We start from the raw sequence: 18,461 nt of genomic DNA on the forward strand, positions 1-18,461 counted from the left end.
ATGCTAAGTTTTTTACCAGGTCCGATACTGTTCTTTATCAGTTCATTACTTTTAATTATTAACACTGTCGTATGGGCAGGATTAATCAGTATTGGCGGCATCATTAAATTATTCGTGCCAGTGGCTCTAGGTCGTAACCATATTTCACGATTAATGAATCGCTTTATGTGGGCTTGGGCATCATGTAATGGCGGCATTTTAAATTTAATCGCCAAAATTGAATGGGACATTGAGGGACTAGAAGGACTGGATGAAAATGGCTGGTATTTAATTATCAGTAATCATGTCAGTGGATTTGATATTGCTGCACAAACGTATATTTTGCGCAACAACGTACCAATGATGAAGTTCTTTTTAAAACGAGAGCTCATATTTGTCCCATTTTTAGGATTAGGCTGTTGGGCATTGGATATGCCATTTATGAACCGAACCAGCCCAGCCAAACTAAAAAAGAATCCTAAACTCAAAGGCAAAGATTTAGAAACGACTCGCAAAGCATGTGAGAAGTTTATCCATATCCCAACGTCAATCATCAATTATGTTGAAGGTAGCCGTTTCACTGAAGATAAACATCGTCGCCAACAATCACCTTATCGTCATTTATTGCGTCCTAAAGCAGGTGGAATTGCGTTTACTCTTTCAGCTATGGGTGAGCAGTTTACTGGCTTATTGAACATGACATTGGCCTACCCTGATGCTGATGCTAAAGCAAAAGAAGGCATTTTGTACGAAGTCATGTCAGGGCGGGTGAAAAAGATTGTCGTACGTATTGAGCAAATGCCTGTGCCAGAAGTCGATTCTGAAGTGTATTTCTCGGAAGCTGAAACCCGGGTTGAATTTCAACGTTGGTTAAATCAAGTTTGGTTTGATAAAGACCAGCAGCTTGAGGAAATTTTCCAGCAACATGCCCCTGATCAAAAACAAGATAATTAATAGCATTATCGAACATGACTAAAAACACGCTATTCAGCGTGTTTTTTACTTTATTGCGTTAACTTTTAAGTAAATTGTTAACTCTATTAAGCTTTTGCAACATCCATCCTACGTAAAACTGAAATGTAATTTGAAATAAAGCATATAGCTACGTAATATGGTTGCTTAAGACGATTTAAATGCTTTTTTTTGTGTATTTAACAAACGGATAGTGTGTTATTTCTCTCCGCTATGACTATTCTTGTTAAGCATTTACATCCTAACTAACAATATGCAACCAACATCACTAGGTGTTTATTCTAATTACTAAAGGTGCAGATTGAATTTACGTTTAGCCACATTATTTAGCACGTCTTTTGTCATTGCGATGTTTATCATCTCAATGACAATTCAAGCTATCGCAATCACACCTAAAAATGATAATCATTTATTGTCGTTTGATCAGTTCGAAGGCTCTAATGAGCTGAACCAAAACTCAGTCACCAAACTGTTTATGGATAAGGCTGGTATGCTATGGGTCGGAACCCAAGATGGACTGCATAGCTACAACGGAATCGAGTTTGATATTTTTCTCAATGACAGTAACGACCCGTCTAGCATTGTCGGTAATTACATTATTGATATCTTGCAATCACCCGACGATAGCTTATGGGTTGCAACCTTCTCTCAAGGCCTCAGCAAACTAGATTTAGCCACTGGCAAGTTCACCAACTATGGCTTAGAAAGCGGACTAAATGACTTACGCTTAACCAGCTTAAGTTTAATTGGTGACTCATTATGGATTGGCACCAAAACAGGCCTTTATACCCTCTCGCTAAAAACCAATAAAATCACCAAGATTAGTATCAGTAATAGCATTGACCCCAGTATCAGTTATGTCGCCAATGTCGATGATAAATATATCTTTGTTGGCACTGAGCAAAGCGGCACATTTGCCATTGATAGCAATACCATCATTCGCTTAGATATCCCTGCAGATTTAAGAGTCAATAGCATTCATACTAACGCTCAAGATGACTCTGTTTGGTTCGCGATAGGTAACGAGCTAGTTCGCTATGATCTCATCACCCATGAAAAAACACTCGTATGGACTAATCAGCAGCCAACCATCTTTAACGAAATTCATGATTTTGTCATCAGCAATAGCCAACAAGTATGGGCTATTGGTGCTAATGCAGGATTAATACAACTTGATTTAATCGACGGTCAGTGGCGCAGTAAAGTCCATAAATATGACCCTAATAGCCGTCATTCAATCAGCGAAAATAACTTACAAACCATCATGCTCGCGCCCGATGGTACATTGTGGTTAGGCACTCGTTATTCTGGTATTAACAAGCTTAATCTTAACCAAGTCTATTTTAATCATATTTATGAAATGCACCCATCTAAGCCCAAAATGGCTAATATGATCAGAGCTATATTTCGTGATAGCCAAGACAGACTATGGGTTGGAACCGAAAGCGCAGGCGTTAAAACCTTTGATGAAAAACAAGGCCAATTTTATTATTACAATGACTTGTTTGCCACAGCATTAAACCTTAATGAATCTGAATTAAACATCACGGTACATGCAATAACTGAAACGCCCGATGGCAACTTATGGTTCGGAACAGATCATGGTTTAGCCAGACTGACACCGGATCAACAGCTCAGTTTTTTACCGGCATTTGACCACCTTATTCCCAACACGTTGCATATACGCTCGCTTGCGTTAGACGACAAACAGCGTTTATGGGTGGGGAGCAGTAATGGACTGTATTTTGTCTTACCTGGCGAAGGGGTACTACATCAATATCAATTTGATTACCAAGAGACGTACTCTCCTCAAGAGCGTTCAATTCTTTCTCTAAAATATCATCAAAATAACCTTTGGATTGGGACAATGGCAGGCCTAGTAAGGCTAAAGCCAGATGATAAAAAACTCACGTTAAAAGTTCGCCAACCCGCGGACGAATCAACACTGAGTGATAATCGTATCCGTGATTTTATTGCTACCAGCACGGGTGACTTTTTAATGGCAACCCATAGCGGTGTCGACAAAATTATTGAACTGGCAGACGGTAGCATTCACTTTGAAGCTTTAAATGAATCATTAAAGCAACACACGGTCTATGCCATTCTCGAAGATAACCAGCAAAACCTCTGGTTAAGCACGAACTCAGGCATCATTCGTGTCACTCCTGATAATCAACTCGTGGCATTTAATGTCTTTAATGGTGTGCAAGCCAACGAATTTAATGGTGGGGTCAAGTTTAGGGATGCAGATGGTGACTTATGGTTTGGCGGGATTAATGGCATTAACCAATTTACCCCAGATGAAGTGCCCGCAGAAAGGCCTGATGTCAAATTAGCGCTTACGAGCTATACCATTGGAAATGAGCATCATCAATTGCATGACTTATCTCATCCTCCTGAGCTGACTATGCCATTTGCGAATAATGTCATTCGTTTTGAAGTCAGTGCGCTTGAATACAATTACCCAGGATTTCACCAATTAAGTTATAAATTAGTCGGGCACAATAACGATTGGGTTGAACTTAACAATACCAACAATATTACTTTTACAGGTCTTGCACCTAAAGAGTATGAGTTACTGGTGCGCTTCACGTTAACAGACAACAGTTTTAACCAAGCTCCGTTTAGTATCAAATTTACAATCGTCCCACCGTTTTATTTAAGTAAAGCAGCTTACGTCATCTATGGTATTGCCATCATGCTGGCGATTACTTTCCTGATTTATCTTAAACAGCTAAAGCGTGAACAACAGCGTGAATTTGAAATCAGTATCCGCGCCTCTGAAGAGCGCCTGAAACTGGCGTTATGGGCGTCTGGTGATGGCATGTGGGACTGGAACATACGTGAAAATAAAGTCTACCGAACGGACATGGTGCCACCGCTGCGCCTTGGTAATGAAGATCAAGCTTTGATTAATAATATTCACCCAGAAGATAAACCTAGGGTGTCGAAAATTCTTAATCAACATCTTGAAGGTAAACTTGAGTTCTTTGAAGCTGAATATCGTGTTGAAAAACAAGCGGGCAAATGGATCTGGTTAATCGATCGAGGCAAGGTTGTTGAATGGGATCAACAAGACAGACCGGTCAGAATGGCAGGAACCCATAAAGACATCACTGTCAGAAAAGAAACTGAAAACGAGCTAAAACTCTCCACTCAAGTACTGCACAGTATGAATGAGGCCGTAGTGGTGGGAGAACTAGATTACCGTGTTCGCTCAGTAAACCCTGCTTTCAGTCGAATAACAGGTTTTGAGCCTGATGCCATCGCGGGCAAGCATTTCTTATTCCTCGCCCATGGAAAGCGTTCTCGAGATTTCTACCATAATGTCGAATTACAGCTACTGCGTAAAAAGCATTGGGCCGGTGAAATCAACATTCGAACTAAAGATAAAAAAGGTATTTTGGCTTGGCTAGAAATCAACCAAGTCATTGATACTAAGGGTGAGACCAGCCACTTTGTTGCGGTATTTACTGACATCACGAGCCGTAAAAAAGCGGAAGAAGATTTGCGAATTTTAGCAAACTTTGACCCATTGACAGGCCTGCCAAACCGAACCTTATTCCAAGATCGACTTAATCAAGCTATCACTAAGGCCCATCGTTCGAGATCAATTGTTGCCTTGTTATTCCTTGATTTAGACCGCTTTAAACACATCAATGACTCCATGGGACACCATGTGGGTGATTTACTGCTAAAAGCCGTTGCGAGTCGATTGCAAAATGCTATTCGTGAAGGCGATACCGTTGCCCGTCTAGGCGGGGATGAATTCACCATTATTTTGGAAGGGGTCGCCAAGTTAAAAGCGGCTACCATCATTGCTGAAAAAGTGCTTAAAGCCTTTAAAGCGCCTTTCTTACTTGAAGATAAAAATATTACTGTCTCGCCTTCTATCGGTATCAGTTTATTCCCTAATGACGCTGACGACAGTACCTCACTGATCAAGTATGCAGATACCGCCATGTATCATGCAAAATCTTTAGGTCGCAATAACTTCCAGTTTTACACCGAAGAGCTAAACCAATATGCCACCCGTCATGTTGAGCTTGAAGCTGGGCTTAAAGAAGCGATTCAAAGTAACGAGCTCTATCTGGTTTATCAGCCTAAATACGATATTAAAACCAAGCAAATTTTAGGCGTTGAAGCGCTACTGCGTTGGGAAAGTAAAACGCTTGGCTTTATTTCACCCGTTGAATTTATTCCATTGGCAGAAGAAACTGGGATGATCAACGCCATTGGGCACTGGGCCATTGATGAAGCGTGTAATCAACTTGCTGAATGGCATAAACAAGGCTTTGAAGATATCTCAGTTGCCGTCAATCTCTCAGCAAGACAATTAAAAGCGGATATTATTTCAACCATTGAAGTCGCATTGGCCGTCTCAGGGTTACCTGCTGGAGCATTAGAGCTTGAGTTAACCGAATCGATGATCATGGGTAATCCAAAGGATTCAGTGGAAGTACTGTCGCAACTTAAAGCCTTAGGACTCACCATTGCTATTGATGACTTTGGGACTGGGTATTCGAGCTTGAGTTACTTAAAACGTTTCCCTATTGATACGTTAAAAGTCGACCGAGAGTTCGTGCGCGATATCATTGAAGATCCTGATGACGCAGCAATAACCAGTGCAATTATTACCTTAGCCCATAGTTTAGAGCTGAATGTCGTTGCTGAAGGGGTAGAAACCCAAGAACAACTCGACTTCTTGCAGTCAGAAGGCTGTGATCAAGTCCAAGGCTTCTTGCTGAGTAAACCTCTGCCAGCAGATGAATGTTTGGCCGTATTACAGCAAGACAAACTTGAGAAAGCTAATAGTTAACAGGCATGCGATAGATACACAAAAGGCTCCCTTAGGAGCCTTTTTATTGGTCAAAACACCTGCACTAGGTATTATTCTACTATGTATTAGGAGCCACTCGCTCAACACGTTTAACCCAGCCTTCAGGGCCTTCAAGCTGACCATTTTGTAGTTCAGTAAAGATTTGGTAGATTCGCTTAATACACGGGCCGACCTCACCATCACCAACAGTTACCACTCGTCCATCTTCAAAAATGTACGATCCCACAGGTGACACAACTGCTGCGGTGCCAAAGCCACCTGCCTCAACAATTTCACCCGCCTCGATATCAGCAATAAACTTATCTAGCATGATCGTCTCTTGACGCACTTCACAGCCTAATAGGTGCCCTAGCTCAAGCATTGATTGCGAGGTGATTGATTTTAAAATCGTATCAGTAAATGTTGGGATCACTACAGTGCCATCTTTAAGCACATGGAAGTGGTTCATTGCGCCCACTTCTTCAATCTGTTGATTGTTAGCATCAAGATATAACACTTGAGCAGCGCCATATTCAGCAGCAGCTTGGCCCGCTCGCAGTGATGCAGCGTAGTTACCCGCCGCTTTCGATGCGCCGGTGCCACCCGATACTGCACGGTGGAACTTCTTACTAATAAGTAAACGAATCGCTTTGCTTACCCCATCAGCATAATAAGCGCCACTTGGGCTTAAAATGACACAAAAGGTAAAATTCAGGCTAGGACTCACCGATAGACGATCTTCGGTCGCAAAAATGAAAGGACGAATATACAAACAAGCGCCATCTTGCATCGGGAACCACAAACGATCCACATCAATAAGCGCATTAATGGCTTCAAGTTGAATCTCTTCATCAAGGTTAGGAATACATAAGATATCTGCAGAGTTGTTTAAACGTTCCGCATTCTTATTCAATCTAAAGGTATAGATTTCACCGTCGTCATGCATAAAGGCCTTTGCGCCTTCAAAAATAGACTGACCGTAATGCAATGAAATTGCACCTGGCGCAATCTCAAAAGGAGCATAAGGTTCGATACGTGGATCGCACCATTGGCCATCTCGATAATCCATTAAAAACATATGATCAGTTCTGAGATTACCAAATCCAACATTACCTTCTGGATGAAATTGCTCAGTACGGCGTGACGATTTTAAATTATATTTGATGTCCATTTGCTACCACCTTGAAAACAGAGCTAGCAGACTATGAATCATCAGTTGTAATGTCAAGCAAATGGACAATGTGGATGACATTTAACCGTCAATCGTTCTGCACAAGATGACAATTCCCAAAAAAGGCCGTTTTAAAACGAGGTTTATCTAATGAGTAAGACTTTCATGGGACACTGAACATCAGGGATTGCTGCTAGATATCAGTAAAAAATTACCTAAATACAGCTCAAGGTGATTAAAGCTTAGAAAATAGTAGTAAAACTGGTACTTTTTTTAACCACTTAACAGATTTGTCTATTCCTTAAACCCCAGTCACTGCTAGAATCAGCATTCCATCCAGAAACTATTAGGACTCCCGATATGAGCCTTGAATTATTGTCCCAACTGGAAGCCAAAATCCAGGCTACTCTTGAAAATGCTGAGCTACTTAAAATGGAGCTTGAAGAAGAGAAGCAAAAGAACGCTCAGTTGACTGAGACTAATCAACAACTACAACAAGACCTCAACTCTTGGAATGACAAAGTTAACGGTCTTGTTGGATTACTTAATAGCGAAAGCTAAATAGCATTAGCTTCATTATGCTGAGCAGCTAATAGCTCATTAAGTTCTGAAACAGCCTGCTTTACTTTTGGCAGGCTTTTTTTTGGCATTAAAAAACGTCCCTTCTTAAACTCTAAGCAACCTAGATCTTTAACCCAAATAACCCCTGTAAGAAAAATACGTGCATGTTTGACAATAAGCTTAGGTGCGTAAACGGGGAACCTTCTCATGAGAACTCCTCAAGCATGTTGTTATTGGTTTTTGATGACTTCACTTTGACAATATAAATCCCCAAAGAGTTTCGTAAAGTTAAACATTTTTCACCTTAAATTCAGCGATTAAGTTCAAATAATGAAATAACACAAAAATGACACTTGCCATTTTTTTGACGCTTTGATAGAGTATTTAACGTTACTCAGGGTAAATAACGAGCCAATTGGCTCAACACCGTATCGTTTTGAAATGAATAATTTTGAAACCTACGGTTTTTTTTTGCTTTTTTTCAGGTAGTTGGACAATCAACCTCACAAAATACAGACATAAAAAAAGAGCCACTGCTGGCTCTATTTTTTTATCAAATTATCGAACAAATACTGCGTCAATAATTCGTCTTAGTTAATCTTAATCGATTACTTATCTTTAGACGTTAAGTAGTAAGCGATATCTAAAAGCTCGTCATAAGACTTAATTGAACCAGTCTCAACACGATATTTACCGTTAACCACTAATGCAGGCACACCTGATAGTTTTGCGTTTTCAGTATCACGCTTCATTTTAGACATTTGTGCATTCACCATGAATGAGTTTGCTGCCGCATCAAAGTCTTTACCATCAACACCGTTAGCAATAAACAGCATACGGATATCATCTTGGCTAGTGAAACGTTGCTTAGTATCGTGAATAGCAACGAAAATTGCATGTTCGATTTTCTTTTCAACATTTAACTGGTGAGCAATCGCAAAAGCACGAGACATTTCAGTGCCCATTTCACGGCCAATAAACTCTACGTGTGCTTGGTTAAACGCAACACCTTCTGGCAATGTTTTCTCAATTTTTGGAACAACTGTTTTTGAAAAGTTATAACAGTGGCCACAGAAGAATGAGAAAAACTCTGTAATTTCAGGCTTAGACGTTGCAGGGCCTTCATTAATCACAGTGTAATGTACACCTTCTTTATAATCTGCAGCAGTTGCCGCCAATGGGGCTAAAAGTAGTGCTGCAGCCATTAATAGTGCTTTTTTCATTTTGCTTCCTTTAGTGTGCAATCTTAAATTATTTTTTAATTTTAAAATTTGCCATCTATTGCCTGCTTTACGCAGAGCTAATGTATGTATTACCTAAACCGTATCATAATTTAGGTTATTGCAATATCTCAAGACCTTATCAAGAACATTTGTAACAATCTACGTTAGTTAACACCTAGTATCCCATCAAGCTTAATGGTGCTTCATCTAACGCTGCAAGTTGTTCTTTAAACGCTAAGGTTTGTTGTTCCCAGTATTTGATATCACCAAACCATGGAAAGTTCATTGGAAATGCGGGATCTTGCCATCTTTTACTTAACCAAGCGTTATAGTGAAGCATGCGCAAGGCCCTTAGAGGCTCAACTAAAGCGAGCTGACCTTGGTCAAAATCGTAAAACTCTTGGTAACCTTCTAGCAAGACGTCTAATTGTAACAGCCGTTGAGATCGATCACCCGTTAGCATCATCCATATGTCTTGTACTGCAGGACCTTGCCTTGCATCATCTAAATCCACAAAGCCTGGGCCATCGGGCGTCCATAAAATATTACTGGGATGCAGATCTCCATGCAGACGAATCGTTGGAAATTGATGCCCTGACATCGCACTTTTAGCTTTATCTAACACTTGCTCTGCCACGGTAAAAAACTGCTGGCTAATGCCATCAGCCACTTGACCAGATTGTTGTAAATACGCCAACGCATCATCACCCAAAATCTTTGATGAAACTGGCTCTCTATATTGGAATGCTTGTTTACTGGCATATTGATGAATACGGCCAATGAAGCGACCAACAGACTCTAATTGGTCGAGATTATCGACCTCAAAAGCACGCCCACCAATAGAAGGAAATAGCGTAAATTTATAGCCTTGATAGTGGTGTAAAGTCTTACCATCGATAATCGCTGGGACAGCAATAGGAATATCTTCTGCAGCCAATGCCAGCGCATAATCATGTTCTTCTTGAATTTGTTCTTCAGACCAACGATGCGGCCTGTAAAACTTAACCACATATCGATTCCCACGATCACACCGAAATTGGTAAACACGGTTTTCATAGCTATTTAAAGCCAATAAACCGGTTTCTGGGTATACCGCTAAGCTCTCGATAGCATCTAAAATTAAGTCAGGCGTTAAAGCTTGAAAGTCAAATGATGCATCTTGGCTTTTATTCGAATTGGCTTGCTCTGTCGAATCGTTATCTATTTGACGATTACTCATTTGCGCCCTTCACTGTGACTAATGGTGTTAATAACGTCATTAAATACGTTAACACTTCAATATCCGAGGCGACATCGGTCGATATCCAACAAATATCGCCATAAAACTCGTAATGTAACCAAAGCTGACTACCTTCAAAATTCAATAGCCATTGATGTCTATCTGCGCCCCATTGTTGCTCACGGATTTCGCAATCCATCGCCGCGGCCAATGGCTCAGCAAATTGTTCAAACTGCTCAAAATCTATATCTGCACGGATTAAAATACTGAGCGACTCTTTGTCTAATGCGATTGAATGCAAGCCAATCACGGGCTTTTCGCTATTCATATAGTTAGGTAAACCTGCGTTATTGATAAGCCTACATGTTTACTGTTCGGCTTATCGTATGCTTAAAATAAAAATTAACTGCTACAAGACATAATTAATCCCTGCCCCCACTGCGGCGGACGCTGAGCATAGTGTGACATATGTTCTTGCTCGGCATAGGGCTGTGTTAATAACCGGTGTAATTCAACCAATTTACCATTATCTCCCTCTTCTGCGGCGACAATGGCTTCCTGTGCAAGATAATTACGCAGAATGTATTTCGGATTGACACTGTTTCTTGCACCTTGCCAAGCCTCAATATCTGTCACTTTTCCCACTCGTTGCTGATAGTCCTTATACCAAGCATCAAATGTTGGCCTATCGATGATTTCATCAGCAATATTGGATTTAGCGCTATTGACATCCAAGTTACCAAAAGCCCTAAAGGTATTGGTGTAGTCCAACATATTATGCTGCATCACCCCACAAAATCGGCCTATTAGGTCTAAATCTTGTTTGTCTTGTTCTGCCGAATTGGCAATCTGCTCTGTTACTGATAAGCCCAATTTAGCCCGCATCAATAACAAGTATTGCTTCACTAATTCTGCTTGGTAGGTATTCAGTGCAGCGACCAAATCATCAGATTCGATCACAGGCGTTAATGCTTGCGCTAAACGTTGCAAGTTCCATAACCCAATACCAGGCTGCTGACCGAACGCATAACGCCCTTCTGGATCAGAATGATTGCAGATGAAGTCTTCTTTAAACGTGTCTAAAAAAGCAAAAGGGCCAAAATCAAAGCTGTCGCCCAAAACAGACATATTATCTGTGTTCAACACCCCATGAGCAAAACCAACGGCTTGCCAATGACCAATCAGCACAGCGGTATCTTTAACCACTTGTGTGAACCAGGCTTTGTAACCGTGATAATCTTGCGATAAATGCGGATAATGTTGGGCAATAGTAAAATTAAGTAACTGAATAAGCTTATCTTTACTTCCTTGTTCGCTATGACAAAAATATTCAAAATGACCAAAACGAATATGACTTTTTGCCAGCCTTACGGTAATAGCAGCGGTTTCTTGAGATTCACGCCAAACGGGCAAATCAGAACCTATAACGGCTAAGGCACGTGTAGTAGGAACAGATAAAGCTGCGAGCGCTTCCGATGCCAAAAACTCTCTTACTGCAGAGCGCATTACTGCTCGGCCATCGCCATGTCGGGAATACGGGGTTGGGCCTGCACCTTTTAAGGCAATGTCCCAAGCTTGTGGATGCGCATCTTGCCCATTAAATGCTTCACCTAGAATAATTGAACGACCATCACCCAGTCGTGGTGAATAACCACCAAACTGATGACCGCTATACACTTGCGCATAATAACTCGCACCAGGTATCTGTTGATTACCTGACATCTGCATCAGTAACTCATCGGTGGGCTTAGTTAGGCCAATTAATGCCGCGGCGTCATCACTCCAAGCAAGCCAATGAGGTTGACTAATAGGCAGCGGGTAAACCTGCGAATAAAATCCTTCAAGTTGTTCAAAAAAATCTTGTTTTAGCTGCATTCATCTTCCCTAAAGCAGGCTATTGGCAATGAATCACATTTTCATCATCGACCTGACATAGCTGCTCACATTGATATCCTTTTTCGATAGCTACAGGTATTGCTGTAGCATTTTCTAGGGCCTGCTTGTCTATTTCAACAAGGCTTTTTCCACTAAGGCGTAACATACCATCGCCTTTTAACTGACACTGCTCAAGCGTGTCATAATAACCCGCAATATAATCCGCTTGTATCGGATTAGCCGGCTTTTTAGCTTGGTCTGCGTAATAAAAAAGAGTCCATTCAGGTGTACGAATACAGCCTGACAAGCTGAATATTCCTAAGCATAAAACCAACAAAGTCAGTACTTTGGTATTCATAAAAAACCTCTTAATTTCCTCAAAAGTGAAGGGAAGCATTAACTCGCCGAGCAAAAAGTAGCGCGATATTGCAACTCCGTTGGCTCAAACGCGCCCTATAATGGCAAGATCCATCAATATGTCTATAACTAACAAAGATATTAGCAATAAAAAAGCGAACCTAAGTCCGCTTTAATTGAATCTAGGTGAAATAGTATTCACCAACAGGTTAAATAGCCCTTAGCCTGCAGCTTTAGATTTTGCTTTCTCGATACGTTTAATTCGACCTTCAAAACCAGTAACAGTTCCATCGCTTAGCTGATATTGCAGCGCTTGCTCACATAGCATAATGGCTTTATCAAACTGCTTAGTATCATTAAGCATGGTTGATAACTGCATAAAGCCTGGACCTTTTTCATCAGCAGCAACCTTATTCTGTTGCTGGTACTTGGCATAAACAGCTAAATAGTTATCGGCCAATTGCGCACCATATTGGCAATAATCTGCCTGTTTACGCAATTTATAACTATGACCAATAATATTCAGTAACGTTTGATGCTGCGCTGTGACATCTGCACTGGCATCAAAACTGCTAACGAGATTAGCAAACACATCACCCGCCCATGCACCTGTAGCAGGCAAGTTTACATCCGTTTCTTCGTTTTCTTTTTCTTTTACAACTTCTGGCTCTGGCTCTGGCTCTGGCTCTGGCTCTGGCTCTGGCTCTGGCTCTGGCTCTGGCTCTGGCTCTGGCTCTGGCACGACAGTGTTAGCGCCAACGACAACCTCATCAACAGCCTTTTCAGTTGTTTCTTCCACGACTTCTGCTTCTACGTCAATCACATCTTCTGACACTGTCGTTTCTTGCGGTTTTTCTTGTTGAGCAGATGTTTTCTCATCTAATTCGTTTTGAGCAACCTTCTGCGTTCGACGGTACAAATAAACGCCCAACAAGACTAATAAAATAATGACAATATATTTCATTGATAACACCATACCTGTGTCATGTTTGTGTGTATTTAAATAGCTAAGCAGTCAAGCTCAAAGTCTATTCAAGAGAGATTAATTTTCACGCTGCTTTTTTGAGCAGGTTATCTAGTATTAATAAGCTATTGTGCAGCAATAAATCAAGTATTTATCCTGCTTTTGTGCCATTAAACATGATAAGTGGGGATAAATTCAAATTTTGAGATTTTTGTGCTTTAGCTCAAGCTTATAATCACCTAAATTGAACTGAATCATTGAAGCTAGTTACACTACTCATACCCGAGTAAATTACTAAGGTATTTATTGATGTCTGAATCTTCTATTCTCTCAGGAAAATTACTGTTTGAGCTCAACACAATGACAGCCATGGCTGGCATATATTGTCGTGCTCATCATCAACAGACACAAGGTGAAGAGCTGTGTGAAGAATGTCGTTCATTACTTGAATATGCCGAAACTCGATTAGATCGCTGTCCTTACGGTCAAGACAAACCAACATGCAATAAATGCCCAGTTCATTGCTATAAACCCCACATGAAACAAAAAGTCCGAGAGATAATGATCTACTCAGGACCACGAATGCTGCTCCCCCATCCCATTATGTCGATTAAGCATTTATTATCAGAAAGAAAACCCGCGCCAGGTAAGCCACCTGAAGGCGTTTCAAATCGTCACATAAGAAAGCAAAAAAAAGCTTAGGATACTGGTCGAAATAGTCGCTTAGAGGTATTATCACTTAGAATGAAATAAGGGGTAACTGATCGAACTCGGACCGTTTTTCTCGCAAGCTTATATTTGGTTATCATTACTCGGCGGTATTCATTGCTTCGGGGTAGGCTTATATGTGCGCTACATATACGCCAACAGCGATCCTAGCACGACACAAAGTAATCGTTTATTAGGCTCGTTATTTTTGCTCATTGCACTTTTTTTTGCCACTGGGGCAATCACCCGTGAAAATGCGCCGATTCAAATTCATTTCATTTTGACCTTAATGGTGCCCTTTTACTTTTTATTGATGCCTTTACTTTATTCATACTGTAAAGCTTGCCTGCAAATTCCGGTATCAGATAGTAATATTCTCAAACACCTATCACCGACGTTAATCACTATGATTGCCATTATGTTTGCAGTGTTTTTCAACATTGGGCTGGATCCGACCGCTTCAACACAAGTGGTCAATTCAGTTAGCGAACTCCGTCATATCAACACGATTGCATTAGTCATGCCTGGGTTCATCATTTTACAAAGTGCCATCTATTTTGGGCTGATATTCAATACCATCAGCAAACATAAAAAACGCTTTAAATTAACCAACCAACAAAGCTTAAAAGATATTAGATTGCGCTGGTTACTGATACTTACTGCTGGAATATTGCTTAATTGGGTACTGCGCATAGTGATGGTATTAATCCCATTTTATTTCGGTGATACTATTTCAGTTTTAGCTCATACCATTGCACGATTGTCACTGCTGATAACGGTTTATGGTTTTGCCTTATATGGTTTGCATCAAATTACTCGTGCAGCCTATCTCAGAGGTAACAACAATAGCGCCAATCAGAATCAATCACACAAGCCACAAAAAGCCAGTGAGCAGTTATTAAATTCTGAAGAATTGAATTATTTACAAACCATCATCAATGAAGATACGGCCTCAGAAAAGCGACTCCATTAACACACATCAAGAATAAGGAAAGGAGCTCCATGTCAACGTTATTAACCCGCCTTCGCCCAATTGGGCTTATTTCTCTACTCAGTATTTCTTTTCAGACAGCAGCCGAATCTGCACTAAAAAAAATCACTATTGATGACTTTTTTGACATCGCCATGATGAAACAAGTGAGTTTTAGCCCTAATGGTAAAGAAGCGATTTGGGTAGAAAGTCGTTGGGATGAAACGCTCGATAAAGCCCAATCTGACTTATGGAAAGTCAACACTAAAACCCGTCAAACTCAACGCCTCACATTCAGTAATGAAAATGAAGCAAGTCCAGTTTGGAGTCCAGACGGGCAATATATTTACTTTCTCTCAAAACGTACTGACAGCCATGAAAAAGCGCCACTGAATGGCAAAAACCAAGTATTTAGAATGACTAATAGTGGTGCGGACTTACAGCCATTGACCAAAGAAACTGAAGGGGTAAATGCGTTTCAGTTAAGCCATGATGGTAAAAACTTGTACTTTACTGGCAATAAAACCACCGAAGAAACCGATGTCTGGAGTGAGATGCGCAGCCGTCATGATGCGCCTCAATATGGTCATGGTGAACACCAGTCAAATCCACTCTATGTGCTTGATTTAGAACACTACAAACAACAAACTTTAATTGATGACGATAAGGTAGTCTGGCAATTCAGTGTTAATAATGCCCAAACTAAAATTGCCCGAATTACGACCGAAGATAATGAATTAGTAAAACTTGAGGGTTGGTCTGACATTGATATTTATGATGTGAAGCAACAACGTCATCAGGTATTGGCTGATCAACAATGGCGTCAACAAGCTCCATCACCTTACGGTTGGTTATTAGGGTTAGCTTGGCATGATAATAATCAGCAATTGGCCTTTCGCATCGACTTTGACGGTCACCCAGGCAAGTTATTTATCGCTGACACCGCCAAAGGCAACAACAGCATAACCGAGCTCTCTCGCCCGGGTAAGGTCACCTTAAATGGACAAGATATTCAGTGGCGTCCAAACAGTGATGAAATTTGTTATCGCGGTGCAGAGTCTGCTCGAGTAAAAATTTATTGCACAGAATTTATCAAGAACAAGCAAGGTGATAGCCGTAAAGTCATAGATGCTGACATCGTAGTCGGCAGCTATGATTTTAATTCATCAGGTAAACAGCTCGTGCTGAGCCATAATGGCTTAACTCATTTTAGCGACCTTTTTATTGCTGATGCTGATAATCGCCGCGCTAAAATTAAACGTATCACTGACATCAACTCGCAAGTAAAACAATGGCAATTACCACAGATTTCCATCGTGAAATGGCAAGCACCTGATGGCGCTACCGTTGAGGGTATTTTAGAACTTCCACATGGCTATAAAGCGTCGCAAGGGAGATTACCACTGATAGTACAAATCCATGGTGGTCCTACATCTGCGACACCTTATGCACTGCAACATCGCTCATACGGACGCAGCACATTTTCGGCGGATGGCTGGGCGATCTTATCGCCAAACTATCGTGGCTCAACGGGATTCGGTGATAAGTTTCTCACTGACTTAGTAGGTCAAGAGCACGATATTGAAGTCAACGATATTCTTGCTGGTGTTGATCATTTAATCGCTGAAGGCATCGCTGATGAAGATAAAATGGCAGTGATGGGCTGGAGTAATGGCGGCTACTTAACGAATGCCCTCATCAGCACCACCAATCGCTTTAAAGCAGCAAGTTCTGGTGCAGGCGTTTTCGATCAGCGCTTACAGTGGATGTTAGAAGATACCCCAGGTCATGTAGTGAACTTTATGCAGGGATTACCGTGGGAACAGCCAGAAGCTTATAAAAAAGCGTCATCACTGACCTATGCCAATAACATTAACACGCCTACATTAATTCATATCGGCGAACACGACCAACGTGTGCCTTTAGGCCATGCTCAAGGGTTATATCGTGCTTTAAAGCACTACCTTAATGTTCCCGTTGAATTAGTTGTGTACCCAGATGAAGGTCATGGATTAAGTCGATATCAGCACCGAAAAGCCAAAATGGAATGGGACAAGAAATGGTTTGATTATTATGTGCTAGGTATACAAGACTAGAAAACAGCCTTTCAAATCAAGACTGTACCTAAGCGCGCTTCGCGTCAGTAGTCTGAACCTTAGCTGACAATAAGCGCGTTATTTTTGCCCTTTGACTCACGGCTTTGATATGCTGCTTGCAAACTTGCATCAATTCAGCTCATTTTTATTGTGAATACGAACATGATTTGCCATTAACATTAATGAGCAAGTAGTGACCCTACATAACAGCTGAAACCAATCCGATATCGATTAACAGGAGTTAGCATGAAAAATATTTTATCCGTCTTAGCACTGAGCGTTGCGCTGTTAGGGCTTACTTTTTCTACCACTGCCCATGCAGATAAATATGCTGACAAATACGCAAAGACCATTGCTGACTTTAACAAAGCCCCAGAAGTGCAGAGCTTTTTCAATGATGCTTATGGATATGCCGTTTATCCAACAGTAGGTAAAGGTGGTGTAGGTATCGGCGCCGCCTATGGTTCAGGTCGAGTCTATCGTGGTGGCAGCCACACTGGTGACTCAACCCTATCTCAGCTGTCTATTGGTTTTCAATTGGGCGGACAAGCATACAGCGAGCTTATCTTCTTCAAAAATAAAGCTGCATACGACGACTTTACCAGTGGCACATTCGAATTTAGCGCCCAAGCCTCAGCCGTCGCCATTACTGTTGGTGCAAACGCTCAAGTTGGCTCGACTGGTAATTCTGCCGCTGCAGGTAATGCTGGAAATCGCACAGCAGCCAAAGCAAGTTATATGAATGGCATGGCAATTTTTACAGCGGCTAAAGGTGGCTTTATGTATGAAGCGGCCATTGCCGGTCAAGCTTTCAGCTTTGATCCGAAATAAGCTTATTTAAACAATAAAACTGTCACCCATTAAAAAGGCTGCAATAGCAGCCTTTTTACTCTCTAAAATAAGAGCCAAACCCTTTTGAGCTTATTTGTCGATGCGATCATAAGTTGACATAACCCTTATCTGACTTTCAAGATCTTAGCTTAAAGATATAACCATATCCTGATATAAAATATAACCATAAGCTGACAAATTGTAATATTCACTAATAAACGAGAATAGTGTCATGTTCTTTTATTACGATTAAGACATTAGCTCTTTCTAGCTCACTTTTGTACAAAAGTAAGTTAATGCAGAAATTATAAAAGTGAGCTGTGATATTAGAAAATGTATGGTAATAAATTAAAGTTTACACTGACCCAATATATTCTTGATTTATATGGGAACGACAATAAGTAATATTATTGAGATGTTTAAGCATAATGAGTGTAAAAGTAAAGCAAAACAAATGGGTGGCTATTTAATTACAGTGACGAGATCAATCAAGTCATTACCTAATACTGATCAGTTAACAATTTTGGCCGTTATTTCAGGTACGGCATAAAGGTCTCTTTATTGTATGGTTGCCTTTCATTGAATTATCTCAAGCGCTCTAAAAGCTTGACCTAAAATCTGTTTTTTCATTCACCTATTTATTAAAATGCTTATAGCTGGATATTTAAAAACTCGCTAAAGATAAAAAGATAAAGAGGAAAAATAGATACTTTGTT

At 40.7% G+C, this 18,461-nt stretch carries 15 protein-coding genes; 7 read left to right on the top strand and 8 right to left on the bottom strand.

From position 1 onward, the window contains the following. A complete protein-coding gene (locus tag J8L86_RS15685) occupies window positions 1–933 on the top strand; it encodes an acyltransferase (RefSeq protein WP_065108863.1) in 933 nt (310 codons plus the stop codon). Between the two features lie 319 nt (window positions 934–1,252). Continuing rightward, window positions 1,253–5,770, top strand: a complete 4,518-nt coding sequence (locus tag J8L86_RS15690; protein ID WP_247663459.1) for an EAL domain-containing protein — start codon at window positions 1,253–1,255, stop codon at window positions 5,768–5,770. 79 nt (window positions 5,771–5,849) lie between these two features. Here the strand turns inward: J8L86_RS15690 and J8L86_RS15695 are convergent, their stop codons facing one another. Next, the gene (locus tag J8L86_RS15695; protein WP_065108865.1) at window positions 5,850–6,941 is read right to left on the bottom strand and encodes a branched-chain amino acid aminotransferase; all 1,092 of its coding nucleotides are present in this window, start codon (window positions 6,939–6,941) and stop codon (window positions 5,850–5,852) included. 360 nt (window positions 6,942–7,301) lie between these two features. On the opposite strand from J8L86_RS15695, the gene zapB reads away from it, so the two are divergent. Continuing rightward, entirely contained in the window at window positions 7,302–7,502 is a 201-nt protein-coding gene (gene zapB / locus J8L86_RS15700; protein WP_055026159.1) for a cell division protein ZapB, read from the top strand. Here the strand turns inward: zapB and J8L86_RS15705 are convergent. From J8L86_RS15705 to J8L86_RS15735, 7 genes are all read right to left on the bottom strand, one after another. After that, complete coding sequence (locus J8L86_RS15705) at window positions 7,499–7,711, bottom strand: DUF1107 domain-containing protein (protein WP_055026160.1); 213 nt, start codon at window positions 7,709–7,711, stop codon at window positions 7,499–7,501. The two genes, zapB and J8L86_RS15705, sit on opposite strands and share 4 nt — an antisense overlap. A 399-nt stretch (window positions 7,712–8,110) precedes the next feature. Continuing rightward, window positions 8,111–8,725: a thiol:disulfide interchange protein DsbA/DsbL gene (locus J8L86_RS15710; protein WP_055026161.1), complete on the bottom strand. Its 615-nt coding sequence runs from the start codon at window positions 8,723–8,725 to the stop codon at window positions 8,111–8,113. Between the two features lie 175 nt (window positions 8,726–8,900). Continuing rightward, window positions 8,901–9,944 carry a serine/threonine protein kinase gene (locus tag J8L86_RS15715; protein WP_080917017.1) on the bottom strand — a complete coding sequence of 348 codons (1,044 nt, stop codon included), beginning with the start codon at window positions 9,942–9,944 and terminating at the stop codon, window positions 8,901–8,903. Further along, a complete protein-coding gene (locus J8L86_RS15720) occupies window positions 9,937–10,272 on the bottom strand; it encodes a DUF3630 family protein (RefSeq protein ID WP_065108867.1) in 336 nt (111 codons plus the stop codon). Before J8L86_RS15720 ends, J8L86_RS15715 begins: the two co-directional genes overlap by 8 nt. Window positions 10,273–10,346: 74 nt before the next feature. Continuing rightward, window positions 10,347–11,819: a protein adenylyltransferase SelO gene (locus J8L86_RS15725; RefSeq protein ID WP_211030980.1), complete on the bottom strand. Its 1,473-nt coding sequence runs from the start codon at window positions 11,817–11,819 to the stop codon at window positions 10,347–10,349. 19 nt (window positions 11,820–11,838) lie between these two features. Beyond that, window positions 11,839–12,177, bottom strand: a complete 339-nt coding sequence (locus tag J8L86_RS15730; protein ID WP_065108869.1) for a hypothetical protein — start codon at window positions 12,175–12,177, stop codon at window positions 11,839–11,841. 219 nt (window positions 12,178–12,396) lie between these two features. Continuing rightward, window positions 12,397–13,140 (bottom strand): hypothetical protein, encoded by a 744-nt coding sequence (locus J8L86_RS15735; protein WP_065108870.1) that lies wholly within the window; start codon window positions 13,138–13,140, stop codon window positions 12,397–12,399. A gap of 309 nt (window positions 13,141–13,449) precedes the next feature. Here J8L86_RS15735 and J8L86_RS15740 point away from each other — a divergent pair, with 309 nt between their 5' ends. The 4 genes from J8L86_RS15740 (at window position 13,450) to J8L86_RS15755 (ending at window position 17,745) form a co-directional block, all read left to right on the top strand. Further along, the gene (locus tag J8L86_RS15740; protein ID WP_065108871.1) at window positions 13,450–13,842 is read left to right on the top strand and encodes a nitrous oxide-stimulated promoter family protein; all 393 of its coding nucleotides are present in this window, start codon (window positions 13,450–13,452) and stop codon (window positions 13,840–13,842) included. 145 nt (window positions 13,843–13,987) lie between these two features. Continuing rightward, entirely contained in the window at window positions 13,988–14,821 is an 834-nt protein-coding gene (locus tag J8L86_RS15745) for a hypothetical protein (protein ID WP_082972287.1), read from the top strand. Between the two features lie 29 nt (window positions 14,822–14,850). Beyond that, the gene (locus J8L86_RS15750) at window positions 14,851–16,914 is read left to right on the top strand and encodes a S9 family peptidase (RefSeq protein WP_211030981.1); all 2,064 of its coding nucleotides are present in this window, start codon (window positions 14,851–14,853) and stop codon (window positions 16,912–16,914) included. A gap of 246 nt (window positions 16,915–17,160) precedes the next feature. Next, window positions 17,161–17,745 (top strand): lipid-binding SYLF domain-containing protein, encoded by a 585-nt coding sequence (locus tag J8L86_RS15755; protein WP_211030982.1) that lies wholly within the window; start codon window positions 17,161–17,163, stop codon window positions 17,743–17,745. Window positions 17,746–18,461 lie beyond the last annotated feature (716 nt).

It is taken from the genome of Shewanella sp. MMG014 (assembly GCF_018100775.1).
In the GTDB taxonomy this organism is placed as follows: Bacteria; Pseudomonadota; Gammaproteobacteria; order Enterobacterales; family Shewanellaceae; genus Shewanella; species Shewanella japonica.